The 11982-nt window shown below is 67.6% G+C and carries 11 protein-coding genes and 2 pseudogenes; 1 reads left to right on the top strand and 12 read right to left on the bottom strand.

Annotated elements, in window-relative coordinates; all coding sequences use genetic code 11:
- From VFA16_RS05710 to VFA16_RS05685, 6 genes and pseudogenes are all read right to left on the bottom strand, one after another.
- Positions 1-441: pseudogene (locus VFA16_RS05710) on the bottom strand (two-component sensor histidine kinase); the annotation flags it as partial.
- On the bottom strand, positions 438-1184 hold the full coding sequence (locus VFA16_RS05705) for a response regulator transcription factor (protein ID WP_324966884.1): 747 nt from the start codon (positions 1182-1184) through the stop codon (positions 438-440). The pseudogene VFA16_RS05710 and the gene VFA16_RS05705, both read right to left, overlap by 4 nt.
- 803 nt (positions 1185-1987) lie before the next feature.
- Entirely contained in the window at positions 1988-3739 is a 1752-nt protein-coding gene (locus VFA16_RS05700; protein ID WP_324966883.1) for a DUF7159 family protein, read from the bottom strand.
- A 262-nt stretch (positions 3740-4001) separates the two neighbouring features.
- Entirely contained in the window at positions 4002-4361 is a 360-nt protein-coding gene (locus VFA16_RS05695) for a DoxX family protein (protein ID WP_324966882.1), read from the bottom strand.
- 9 nt (positions 4362-4370) lie between these two features.
- Entirely contained in the window at positions 4371-5513 is a 1143-nt protein-coding gene (locus VFA16_RS05690; protein ID WP_324966881.1) for an SPFH domain-containing protein, read from the bottom strand.
- 27 nt (positions 5514-5540) lie between these two features.
- Positions 5541-5975: an NfeD family protein gene (locus VFA16_RS05685; protein WP_324966880.1), complete on the bottom strand. Its 435-nt coding sequence runs from the start codon at positions 5973-5975 to the stop codon at positions 5541-5543.
- Between the two features lie 58 nt (positions 5976-6033).
- Here VFA16_RS05685 and VFA16_RS05680 point away from each other — a divergent pair, with 58 nt between their 5' ends.
- Positions 6034-6897 (top strand): hypothetical protein, encoded by an 864-nt coding sequence (locus VFA16_RS05680; RefSeq protein ID WP_324966885.1) that lies wholly within the window; start codon positions 6034-6036, stop codon positions 6895-6897.
- On the opposite strand, the gene VFA16_RS05675 is transcribed toward VFA16_RS05680, so the two are convergent.
- The 6 genes and pseudogenes from VFA16_RS05675 to VFA16_RS05650 all read right to left on the bottom strand — a co-directional run.
- The gene (locus VFA16_RS05675; RefSeq protein WP_324966879.1) at positions 6863-7927 is read right to left on the bottom strand and encodes a ferrochelatase; all 1065 of its coding nucleotides are present in this window, start codon (positions 7925-7927) and stop codon (positions 6863-6865) included. The genes VFA16_RS05680 and VFA16_RS05675 overlap by 35 nt on opposite strands.
- A complete protein-coding gene (gene inhA / locus VFA16_RS05670; RefSeq protein WP_324966878.1) occupies positions 7927-8736 on the bottom strand; it encodes an NADH-dependent enoyl-ACP reductase InhA in 810 nt (269 codons plus the stop codon). Before inhA ends, VFA16_RS05675 begins: the two co-directional genes overlap by 1 nt.
- A 34-nt stretch (positions 8737-8770) precedes the next feature.
- Positions 8771-9523, bottom strand: coding sequence for a 3-oxoacyl-ACP reductase FabG1 (gene fabG1, locus VFA16_RS05665; RefSeq protein ID WP_324966877.1), 753 nt, complete (start codon positions 9521-9523; stop codon positions 8771-8773).
- Between the two features lie 90 nt (positions 9524-9613).
- Positions 9614-10621 (bottom strand): VWA domain-containing protein, encoded by a 1008-nt coding sequence (locus tag VFA16_RS05660; protein ID WP_324966876.1) that lies wholly within the window; start codon positions 10619-10621, stop codon positions 9614-9616.
- 10 nt (positions 10622-10631) lie between these two features.
- Positions 10632-11585, bottom strand: a complete 954-nt coding sequence (locus VFA16_RS05655; RefSeq protein ID WP_324966875.1) for a DUF58 domain-containing protein — start codon at positions 11583-11585, stop codon at positions 10632-10634.
- Positions 11582-11982, bottom strand: a pseudogene (locus tag VFA16_RS05650) (MoxR family ATPase); the annotation flags it as partial. The gene VFA16_RS05655 and the pseudogene VFA16_RS05650, both read right to left, overlap by 4 nt.

Here is an 11982-nt window from a genome sequence, read left to right as displayed (position 1 = left end):
TGGCCACGGCGCCTCGGGCGGTGGGGGCGGTGGTGCCTCGGGCGGTGGTGGGCCGGCACCGAGCAGCGGCGGCAGCGGTGGCCGAGGCGGCGGTGGCGGCAGCGGCGGCCCAGGCGGCGGCAGTACCACTGGCCCAGCGGGAGTGTCGGGGCTGATCGACGGGTCGCCGTAGGTGGCGCCGTCCGCGGTGACCACGAGCGCCCGCACACTGCCGCCGTTCAGTTCGGCGGCCAGTTGAGCTGGCGGTGTGTCGGCAGCGGCAAGCGCATCGGCACGCGACGTCGCAGCGATCAGCCGGTCATGCAGATTCCGGCGCGCTTGGACGCCCACGCTGACGTCGATGACCACGCCGAGCAGCAGCAACAGCAGCGCCAGCAACCCGACAACGATCAGCGTCACTCGACGCTGCAGCGATGGGGTCGCCGTCGTGGCGCACATCATGACTGTTGGGGTTGTAGGCGGTAGCCGATGCCGCGAACGGTGTGCACGATCCGGGGGCCATGGGCCTCGAGCTTGCGCCGCAGCCCGCTGATGTGCACCTGTACCAGGTTGGGGTCGTAGGCGTCGTAGCCCCAAACCGCGGTCAGAATCTGGCGCGCGCTCACAATCCTGCCGCGCTGCTCGACGAGGAAGGCCAGCAGGCGCAGTTCGGTGGCAGTCAGGTCCAGGCGCTGGCCGTCGCGGGCGGCCAGCCCGGCTTCAACGTCGACCATCAGGTCACCGATTTGCACCACCGCGGGCAGCCGCCCGCGCCGGCGCAACACTGCACTGACCCGTGACACCAGTTCGGCGAGCTCGAACGGTTTGACCACGTAGTCGTCGGCGCCGCCGTTGAGGCCGCGCAGCCGGTCGGACAATCCGTCGCGGGCGGTGATCATCACGATCCCGACATCGCCCCAACCGAGTACGACGTCGATCAGGCTGAACCCGTCGCGGCGGCCCGGCAGCATCACGTCAAGCACGACTAAGTCTGGGCGAAAGCCGTCGAGCACCTGTTCCAAAGTCTCGCCGTCCGCGCGGGCGTCAATGTGGTAGCCGGCGTCGGCCAGCGCCTCACACACCATTTCGCGAATGGTCTCGGAGTCCTCGATCACCAAGACGCGCGGGGCGCCGACGCTGAACTGGTCGGCCTTCCGCGCAGCTGAACGCGCGCCCGGGCGGGCGGTGCGACGGTGATCGGTCATGGTTCATTGTTAGCGCCGCGTTTCTGAGACCAGCCTGAAGAAATCGCGCCGGATGTTTCTTCAGGCTCACTTCAAGTTCGCTGGCTAGCTTCTGAGGTGACGACAACCGCCGGAGATGGGACGCGACATGAGCGATAACGACACCACCCGTGACGACACCGTCACCTCCACCCCGGCGGGAAGCGAATCTGAGCGCCAGACAACGTCTGCCGACCACGTGACGGAGCGCCGCCGACGCCGATGGGCCGGCTATACCCGCCGCCATCCCACCGGCACCGCGGTCGGATGTGGGCTCGCCGGACTGGTGCTCGGCGCGGTTGGCACGGCCGCGGTGATTGCGACCACCTCACCTGCGTTCATCGCCGCGACCGAGGCACAAACCGCTGCCGGGCCGCCCCCTGCTCCGCCGCCATGGGTCGCTGCTCCCGTCCCGCCACCGCCGCACGCCAGGCCTGCACCGCCTCCCCCGCCGCACGCTTGGCCCGGAGTCCACCCGCGCCACGGAGAGCCAGACAATCGGCCGCCTGTGCCCGGTGAGCCGGCGCCGCCGCCACCGCCAGGGCAAGGCGCACCTGTGCCTCCGCCCCCAGGCGCGCCTGGGGCGCCATTGCCGCCAGGACCACCACCTCCTCCTCCTGCTGGCCCGCCTCCTGCTGGCCCGCCTCCTGGCTGGGGTGCGCCACCGCCACCACCGCCGTGGGGACCGCCGCCGGCATAGTTACCGCAACCTGTGTTATGCGGTGACTTAAGCGCGCTTCCGCAGCGGCGCTTGCGCGATCGACGCGGTGCCACGGGCAACCGGGTCACCGGCCGCCGTGAACACCGCCGAAACCGCTGTGGCCGCCGCCAAAGCCGCCATGGTCGCCGCCAAAGCCTCCACCGATGCCGCCAGCGTGGCCGCCACCGAAGCCGCCGGGTCCATCGCCGAAGCCGCCATGATTTCCGCCGATGCCCCCACCGCCTGGGGCACCTCCGGGTAACCATCCGCCACCGCCGCGAACACCGCCGCCGGGCTGCCAGCCTCCACCTGGCGGCCATGCTCCGTTGTCTCGGCCCCCACCTGCCGGCGGCCACCCGCCGCGGTCACGACCGCCGACTCCGGGTGGCCACCCAACCCCATTGCGGTCACCGCCGCCGGGCTGGAACGGCGGGCTCTGCACCGGCGGATTGAAGACCGGCGGCAGGATCGGAATTACCGGTGCCACCGGTACCGGGATGGGCACCGGCGCCATGGGCACCGGAGCGGGTGCAGGAGCTGCGGGCGCTGGCGCCACCGGAGCCGGCGGGGGAGCCGCGGGCGCGGGAACGACCGGAGCGGCGGGCGGCGGCGGGGCCACCGGAGCAGGCGTCATAGCCACCGGCACCGGCTTAGGCGCAGCGGGCACCGGCGCTGGCGCGGCAGCCTCCGGCGCGGGCGCGGCCGCCTCCGGCGCAGGAGCCTCTGGGGCGGAGGCCGGCGCAACCGCATTGGCGGGTGGCGGCGCCTCCGCCGCCGGCTGCTGCACAACGTTCGGCGGAGCCGCGGGCGGAGCTTGCACCTCGGCCTTCGGAGCAGGCGCGGGCGCTTCCTTCACCGGAAAGATGAGGTTTCCGGCGGCCCTGGGCTGCTGGCTCATCGCCGGGCGAGCGCGGATGCCCAGGGCAACAACCAGCGCCATAACCCCGACAAAGAAGACCGTCATAACACTGAGCGCGACCAGGAACGGCTTGCGGCCTTGATCCTCGGCGCCGAAGCCGGCGTCGACAGCGGTGTAGGCGTCGTCTTCGCTCTCGGCGGCATAAGCAAGTGCGTTACCCGCATCGGCGTCGGCCGCATACGGCTCGACCACTCCGGTCGTCCTCCGATCCGGAACTTGCGAGTAAGCCACCGCGGCGGTCGACGAGGCGAACAGCGGCGCATTGGCCGACGCCAACGCTGCGCCTCGGGCCAGCGCCATGTCGGGCTCTTCCGGGACGGTTACCGGTAGTGCAGTCGCCGCCTCCAGCTGCGACTTGACCGCGGTGATGTCAACGCCCGCGCCGACGACAAAGACGCCGTCCGGCCGGGACTCCAGCACCTCCAGCTGGGCCATCAGGTCCGTCAGCGACTCTGTGCTCTGCACGGGCTGGCGGAGGACATCGGTGATCGAACCGTCGGTCGAGTCGACGATCGCCAGCGTCGCGGCGTCGGGCTCCAGGAACAGCAGCCCGGTGTGGGCGTAGCCCACGGCGCTACCGACGGACTGCGCCAAAGCCGCCGCGGCCAGAAACGCCGAGACCAGCATGACGTTCTCGACCTTGCGGGCCACCAGCGCATCTCGGAGCGCCGCGGCTTCGGCAGGGTCGGTCCAAGTGACGCCGGTTGCCGCGAGGTGGTAGTCGCCTTCTGCAGCGCTCTCCCGAGTACCGAGGATGGCCGCGATCACCCGCTCGGGCGCACCGGGGATTGCGGACTCGTCGTCAGCGGGAACGTCGAAGCCGTCTTCGTCGACGGTGGCTCCGTCGGCGTTTTCCCCTTCGACGAGCACCATCCGGACCGTCGTGGGTGCCATCGACACACCGAGGACGATATCCACTGTTCCTCCAAGCCAATTGGCGCAATTACCAGCTTAGCCATGGCGGCAAGGTTCAGCGATACGGGCCTACCCGACGAAACACTGGGAATCCCCGTCACAGATGACCGATACGGCGCGGCCGATGGCAGAGCTATATGCAGTGTGCCCGCCTACGAGCGATCTCGCACCGTCAAAGTCGGCACCACCGACCGCAGGGAGCCCAACAATCGCGCTGAGGCGGCCACACAACATCCACCCACAGCCGACGACGGCGAAGGCCGCGTCAGACCCGCGAATCGGGCCCCTTGGCCGTCATCGTCGCGAACGTCACCAGAAACGATGCCGCCGGAATCGCGTTGACGACCCGATCGCGCACCCGGATATGCGCACCCACCGCCAACAGGAAATACAGCGTCAGCATCGCCGTCGTCAGCCGCGCCAACGCCGGAAACCTGAACACCGACAGCAACCCCATCGCCGCGGCAGCCTTGACCACCGGAAAGATCCACCGGATATCGACCGGGACCTCAAGTGTGTCAAGCGATTTGGTGATAGCCGGCAGGGGCACGGCGCATGCCACCGCATCCCCGGCTTGGAAGGCCGCTAGTGCCGCATATGTTTTCGGTGATGTGACGAGGCTCATTGCGTCATTTTATTGACCCAACTCAGGCGTGGTCCCGACCGGGCCCTCCACCGGCTTGCGCGCATCGGCCTCGGCCTTGGCGACCGCCTGCATGATCGCGGGGTCGGTCTGCGTCGAGAACCAATCGGCGATCTCGTCGCTGTCGTCTTCAGGTTTGGGCAACTCCTCCTCGACCGGCGACGGCTGATAACGGAATACCCCGTCGTCACCCGGTGCTCCCAGCAGTTTGGTGAAACCCTGTAACGCCGAGCCGAAGTCGCTGGGCACCACCCACACCTTGTTGGCTTCACCCTGGGCCAGCTGCGGCAGCACCTGCAGATACTGGTATGCCAGCAGTTCCGGCGTCGGCCTGCCGGCCTTGATCGCGGCGAACGTCTTCTCGATGGCCTTGGCTTGGCCCTGGGCCTGCAAGTACGCCGCCGCCCGTTCCCCTTGCGCCCGCAGCATCCGGGACTGCCGGTCCGCCTCGGCCGCCAGGATCGCCGCCTGCTTGGCGCCCTCGGCTTGCAGGATCTGCGCCTGCTTTTGCCCCTCGGCCTGCTTGATCGCGGACTCGCGAGTGCCCTCGGCGGTCAATATCATCGCCCGCTTCTCCCGGTCTGCCTTCATCTGCTTTTCCATCGATGCCTGAATCGACGGGGGCGGGTCGATGCTGCGCAGCTCCACTCGGGCCACGCGCAGCCCCCAGCGGCCGGTGGCTTCGTCGAGCACCCCCCGCAGCTGCCGGTTGATCACCTCTCTTGAGGTGAGCGTCTGCTCCAGCGTCATGCCACCCACTACATTTCGCAGCGTGGTGGTGGTCAGCTGCTCGACGCCGACGATGTAGTTGCTGATCTCGTAGACCGCGGCCTGCGGGTTGGTGACCTGGAAATAGACCACGGTGTCGATGTTGAGCGTCAGGTTGTCCTCAGTGATCACCGGCTGCGGCGGGAACGACACCACGCGCTCCCGCAGATCAACCCTGGCGCGCACCCTATCGATGAACGGCACCAGCAAGGTCAGCTGCCCGCTGACCGTGCGGCTGTATCGGCCCAGCCGTTCGATCACCGCCGCCTCCGCCTGGGGGATCAGCGCCACCGATTTGGCCACCACGATGGCGGCGAAGATCACTAAGACAGCAAGCATCACCAGACCAGCAACTGCACCTTGCATTTGGTTTCCTCCTATTGCTCCAGAGGCTTAGATGTTTTTCCACACCACAGCGGTGGCACCGTCGATGCGCATGACGGTGACCAACTCGCCGGGCTCGTAGACGTCAGCGTCATCGAACGGCCGCGCCGTCCACATCTGACCGTCCAATTTCACTTGACCCTCGTCTCGTGCGACGCGATCGACTACCAGCGCGTTCTTGCCCTCCAGCGCCTTCACCCCAGTCGGTATCCCCTTCGCCGGGGTCAGCCGCCGCCGCAGCGCAGGCCGCACTAACACCAGCAGGAGAACCGAAACCACCAGGAATACCGCCCCGTCGGCCCAGATCGGCCAATTCAGCAGCCAACTCGTTGCGGCCGCTGCCAGCGCCCCGCCGCCGAGCATCAACAGGGACATGTCGCCGGTCAACGCCTCCGCACCGGCGAGTCCCAACGCGAAGATCAGCCAGAGCAGGGCCGCAGGCATGCGGTCAGGATATCGCGTGAACAGCCGCAATCACGGCGAACAACTAGACTGCGAGACCATGTGGTGCCCCAGTGCGACGCTCTCCGTATGGGCCAACGCTTGGCTCGCCGGCAAGGCGGCGCCCGACGACGTTCTCGACGCGTTATCACGTTGGGCGCCAAGGCAATCCGTTACCGCCTATGACGCCGTCGCGGCTGGGCACACCGGTCTGCCGTGGCCCGATGTGCATGACGGCGCCGCAGTGTCGCTGTTGCAGACGCTGCGCACCGCAGCGGGCCGGCCGGCAGTCAACGGTCCGTCGGTGAATGTCGTGTTACCGGTACCCGGCGATGTGCGGGGGCTAGCGGCGGGCACGCAGTTCGAGCAGGATGCGCTCGCAGCCGGGGAGGCGCTGATCGTCAGCGATCCCCGCGACCCGTCGGTGGCCGTCGGGCTGGTCCCGGAGTGCCGCTATGACGAATCCGACGACGAAGCCGATATGCCCGAATTGTGCGCGCTGTCTTGGACGGTGTATTCACTGCCCGCAGCGCCCACACTCGACCACGAGGAGCTCGGCGATGCCGAATACGCGCTGCGCTCAGCGGTGCGGTCGGCAGCCGATGCGCTCGGCACACTCGGACTCAGATCTGCGAACACAGAGGTTGCCGATCCGCGGGGACTAGTCGAGCAGCTGGTCGAATCTTCGCGCCGCCACAGTGTTCCCGACCATGCGCCGTCACGGGCGTTGCGCGTCCTGGAGAATGCGGCACATGTCGATGCGATCATCACAGTCAGCAGCGGGCTGAGCCGGTTACCGACCGCGGCGCAGTCCGCGTCGCAAGCTCAGATCGCCACCGAGGCGCTGCGCCCACTGGCCGCGGTGGTGCGATCGGCCCGGATGGCCGCGGTCAGCGCGATTCTGCGGTCGGCGTGGCGGTGCTGACCGCCGGCGACGACCATTCGGCAACACAGTGCGGCGGCCGGCACGGCGCACCGTTGATGCTCGCTCCGCAGCCCGGCACCGGGTCCGGTCCGCTGATCCGCGCCGGCTCGCGGTCGTAGCGGAGTTCGTCGATCAGTCCGATTGCTAGGCGGGCGAATCGGCGATCGGCGTTGGGGGTGCTGGCCCGCGCGAACGCCACGCCCGCGGCCTCGGCCTGCGCCCGCAGCTCGTGGTCGAGATCCCACACCACCTCGATATGGTCGGCGACGAATCCGATGGGACATACAACGACGGCCTCGGTGCCCGCCTTGGCCAGCGTCGCGACATGATCGGCGACATCGGGCTCCAACCAAGGGATTCGCGGCGGACCCGATCGCGACTGCCACACCAGGTCGTAGTCGGAATAGCCCGCTGCGTCAGCGACTAGCCTTGCGGCATAAGCGACTTGCTGGCTGTAGAGACGAGGTCCGCAGCGCTCGTCGGCGGCAACGGGGATCGAGTGTGCGGTGAACACCAGCCGCGCGTCTGCCGGCACCGTGTCGGCGGCCGCGGCGATGGCATCGGCGAATATTTCGACGAACAGCGGATGATCGAAGTAGGGCCGTAGTTTGACCAGCTCCGGCGCGTCGGCGCCGGCCGCTGCCCGGGCCCTGGCAATGTCCTCGACATACTGGGTGCAGCTGGAATAACCGCTCCACGCCGACGTCGTGAATACTGCTGCACGGCGAATCCCGTTGTCGCGCATGGTCGCGACGACATCCTCAACGTAGGGCTCCCAGTTGCGGTTGCCGAAATACACCGGCAGCTCTACGCCGCGGTCGGCAAGTTCGGCGCGCAGCTCGGCTGCCAGCGCCCGGTTGATGCCGTTGATCGGCGACACCCCGCCGAAGTGCAGGTAGTGGTCGGCGACCTCATCGAGACGCTCGGGTGGCACGTCGCGCCCGCGGGTGACGTTCTTGAGAAACGGCCGGACGTGCTCAGGCCCCTCCGGTCCACCGAAGGACAACAGCAGGACAGCGTCAAACTGCATCAGAGCAGCTGGGTATGCGCACCGCCGTCGGCGTAGATGATGTCCCCGGTGGTGGCCGGCAGCCAGTCGGACAGCACCGCGCACACCGTCTTGGCGACCGGGGTGGCGTCCTTCATGTCCCAGCCGATCGGGGCCCGCTGGTCCCAGCCCTGCTCGAGCAGCTCCATCTGCTTGCTGGCTTCTTCACCCAGCGCGCCGCCGACGATTGCGCTCATCGCCAGCGTCCGAATCGGGCCGGCCGCAACAAGGTTGGACCGCACACCGTATGGACCGGCCTCGCGCGCGACGAACCGGTTCACCGACTCCAGCGCGCTCTTGGCCACCGTCATCCAGTTGTAGGCCGGCATCGCCCGGGTGGGGTCGAAGTCCATGCCGACGATCGCCCCACCGCGATTCATGATCGGCAACAGCGCCTTGGCCAGTGACGCGTACGAATACGCCGAGATATGAATGCCTTTCGAGACATCTTCAAAAGGAGCGTCGAAGAACGGGTTTATACCCATCCCGCTGGGTGGCATATAGCCGATCGAGTGCACCACGCCGTCGATCTTGTTGCCTTCACCGATGACTTCGATCACCCGGTCGGCCAGCGTTCCGAGATGCTCGTTGTTTTGCACGTCGAGTTCGAGCAGCGGCGGCTTTTGCGGTAGCCGGTCAAGGATGCGTTCAATGAGCCGCAGGCGGTCAAACCCGGTGCAGACCAACTGCGCACCTTGTTCCTGCGCCACCCGGGCGATGTGGAACGCGATCGACGCATCGGTGATGATCCCGGTGACCAGAATCCGTTTGCCTTCAAGCAGTCCTGCCATATCCGTCCTTCGTCGAGGGAGTGCCGGCGAGAGCCTAGTGGCCCATCCCCATCCCGCCGTCAACGGGAATCACCGCGCCGGAAATGTAACTGGCGTCCTCGGAGGCCAGGAAGCTGACCACGCCGGCGACTTCTTCGGCCGTGCCGACGCGCTTCGCCGGGATGAACTCCAGTGCCCCCGCTTGAATCCGCTCATCCAGCGCGCGGGTCATATCGGTGTCGATATAGCCCGGGGCCACCACGTTCGCGGTCACATTGGCCTTCGTCAACTCCCGGGCGATCGAGCGGGCCATGCCGATCAGACCGGCCTTCGAGGCTGCGTAATTGGCCTGGTTGCCAATGCCCCAGGTGCCGGAGACCGAACCTATAAAGATCATTCGGCCGAACCGCTTTCGCTGCATGCTGCGCGATGCCCGTTGAGCCACCCGGAAAGCCCCGGTGAGGTTGGCGTCGATGACCTTCACGAACTTCTCCTCGGTCATCCGCATGAGGAACGCGTCCGCGGCCAGGCCGGCGTTGGACACCAGCACCTCGACCGGACCCTGGTGCTCCTCGACCGCTTTGAAAGCGCGATCGACGGCGTCGTTGTCGGTGACGTCACACTCGACGCCGAACACCCCCTCGGGCGCCCCGGATCCGCGGTGCGTGACGGCCACCTTGTGGCCGTCGGCGTGCAGCCGCCGCGCGATGGCGAGACCGATCCCCCGGTTTCCGCCCGTGACTAGCACCGACCGGGAGACAAAGGTCGGCTTGCCCGCGGGGGTGGTTTCGGTGGCTGTGTCAGTCACCCCGACAACCTATCGCATCGCCGAGCGGCCACTTATGAACGCCTTTCGCGGCGGACGCGTGCTTTAAGTGGCCACTCAGTGGGCGAAAAATCAGGTTGGCAAGCGCCGGTTGATCAGCAGCGCCGCCAACGCCGCCAGCGCGAGGATCAGCGAACCCAACCGCAGCCAGCCGACGCTGGCGTCGCCTTTGATCGTCTCGTAGCCGATCTGCTGCTGCAGCGTCGAATAGACCTGCTTGAGTTCCTGCAAGTTGGACGCGTTGTAGGCGTTGCCGCCGGAGAGCTCGGCGACCTTCTTCATCGTGGTGTCGTCGACCGGAACCGGCTGGCGCTGCCCGTTGATCTCGACGAAGCCGTACGGGGTGCCGAACGAGATCGTCGAGATCGGCACCCCCTGGTCCTTCGCGGTCCGCGCCGCGGTGAACGCACCCTTGGGGTTGTCCGGGTTGGTCGGGACGGTTTCCTTGCCGTCGGAGAACAACACGATCCGCGCCGGCGGCGGTGTGTCGCCGCCGCCGATCACCGCCCCGACAGTGGCGATGGCCTGCAGCGCGGTGAAGATGCCCTCGCCGGTGGCGGTGCGGTCGGCGAACTGCAGCTTGTCCAGGGCGGCCTTGGTGGCCGCCCGGTTCGTGGTCGGCGAGACCAGCACGGTCGCAGTGCCCGCATAGGCGATCAGCCCGAGATTGATGCCCGGGGTCAACTCGTCGGCGAACGTCTTCGCGGCCTCCTGCGCAGCCACCATGCGGTTGGGTTCAACATCGGTGGCCCGCATCGACTGCGACACGTCGATCACCAGCATCACCACCGCGCGGTTGCGGGGAATCCGCACATCATGGGTCGGGCCGGCCATCGCGATCGTCAGCAGCAGCAGCGAGAGCACCAACAAGATCGCCGGAAGGTGACGCCACCGGGTAGGCCGTTTGGGGGCAACGCTTTCCAGCAGTTCCATGTTGGCGAACCGCAGCATCCGGCGATGCCGCGCCACCTGCGCGATGATGTACAGCCCCGCCAGGCCGAGAACCGCGAGCAAAAACAGGAAGAACCACGGGTGTTCAAAACCGGACAGCGTCATCGGCCCGAGCAACGGCAACGTCATCGCAGACCCGTCACTGCATCCCCGCCAATGCACCGCGCCGGCGCGACTCGACGAACCGGACGATGTCCGCGATCCAGTCGCGATCGGTACGCAGCGACAGCAGCGGTGCTCCGCAACCGCGCAGCGTTTGGGTGACCTCGGCGCGGTGTGCCGCCGCCGCTTTGGCGAAGTCATCACGCAGTTGCGGGTCGATGGTGAACTCGCGGATAACACCGGATTCGGCGTCTTGCAAGATCACGTCGCCGACGTCGGGCAGCTCGACATCGCGGGGATCCAGCACCTCGATACCGAGCACTTCGTGACGCCCGGCGATGGCGCGCAACGGACGCGTCCAGTTGATCGGGCCCAGGAAGTCGCTGATGATCACCGCCATACCGCGGCGCCGTTGCGGCCGGCGCAGCGCGTCGATGGCCGCCGCCAGATCACCGCGCACCCCGACCGGCGCCTTGGGGGTGGTCGCGATGGTGCGCAACAACGTCTGCTCATGCATGCGCCCCGAGCGGGCCGGGACCCGAATCATCCGCTCCCCGTTGGATATCAGCGCGCCGAGCCGGTTGCCGCCACCGCTGTTGAGGAAGGTGATCGCTGCCGCGGCCGCCACCGCCAGGTCACGCTTCTCGCACACCGTTGTGCCGAAGTCCAGGCTCGCCGACATGTCGACCACCAGCCAGGTCTCCAGCTCCCGGTCGGCGATCATCTCCCGGACGTGCGGCACCGTGGTGCGCGCGGTAACGCCCCAGTCCATACGACGCACGTCGTCGCCGGGCTGGTAGAGCCGCGACTCCCCGGGCTCCGTACCGGGCCCTGGGAGCAGCCCGAGGTGATCGCCGTGCAACACACCGTCGAGCTTGCGTTTGACGGTCAGCTCCAGAGTGCGCAGCGCCGCCGATAACTTCGGGTCGTCGATCTCGCCGCGCTGCATCGACGGCGGATGCACGACCGCCGGCGCCTTGGATTCTGTCACCGACCGCTAGCCGCCCCAGCGGCCTGCATCACCGGAGGCACCGAATGTCCTTGCTGCGGAACGGCATTCACCTGCGGCAAGGCCACGGTCTGCAGAACCCGGTTGATGACGACCTCCGGCGCGATCTCGTCGGCGAGCGCGTCATAGGTGAGCACGAGCCGGTGGCGCAGCACGTCGGGGATGACCTCGATGACATCCTGCGGAATCACGTAGTCTCGACCGCGCACAAGCGCCAGCGACCGCGCGGCAGCAATGATCCCCAACGACGCACGCGGCGATGCGCCGAACGCGACCCAGCTCTTGACGTCGTTCATGCCGAGCTGTTCGGGATGACGGGTGGCGGTGACGACCCGAACGACGTAGTCGACCAGCGCGTGGTGCACAAAGTTATTTGCGG

It is taken from the genome of Mycobacterium sp., assembly GCF_035653355.1.
In the GTDB taxonomy this organism is placed as follows: Bacteria; Actinomycetota; Actinomycetes; order Mycobacteriales; family Mycobacteriaceae; genus Mycobacterium.
Note: the sequence above shows the minus strand (reverse complement) of the source record. Positions and strands in the feature narration are given on the sequence as shown.

What these genes read in the sequence shown, in the direction of transcription:
- VFA16_RS05705 (WP_324966884.1), bottom strand. Translation starts at nt 1,184, where the DNA reads ATGACCGATCACCGTCGCACCGCCCGCCCGGGCGCGCGTTCAGCTGCG.
- VFA16_RS05695 (WP_324966882.1), bottom strand. Translation starts at nt 4,361, where the DNA reads ATGAGCCTCGTCACATCACCGAAAACATATGCGGCACTAGCGGCCTTC.
- VFA16_RS05690 (WP_324966881.1), bottom strand. Translation starts at nt 5,513, where the DNA reads ATGCAAGGTGCAGTTGCTGGTCTGGTGATGCTTGCTGTCTTAGTGATC.
- VFA16_RS05685 (WP_324966880.1), bottom strand. Translation starts at nt 5,975, where the DNA reads ATGCCTGCGGCCCTGCTCTGGCTGATCTTCGCGTTGGGACTCGCCGGT.
- VFA16_RS05680 (WP_324966885.1), top strand. Translation starts at nt 6,034, where the DNA reads ATGTGGTGCCCCAGTGCGACGCTCTCCGTATGGGCCAACGCTTGGCTC.
- VFA16_RS05675 (WP_324966879.1), bottom strand. Translation starts at nt 7,927, where the DNA reads ATGCAGTTTGACGCTGTCCTGCTGTTGTCCTTCGGTGGACCGGAGGGG.
- inhA (WP_324966878.1), bottom strand. Translation starts at nt 8,736, where the DNA reads ATGGCAGGACTGCTTGAAGGCAAACGGATTCTGGTCACCGGGATCATC.
- VFA16_RS05660 (WP_324966876.1), bottom strand. Translation starts at nt 10,621, where the DNA reads ATGACGTTGCCGTTGCTCGGGCCGATGACGCTGTCCGGTTTTGAACAC.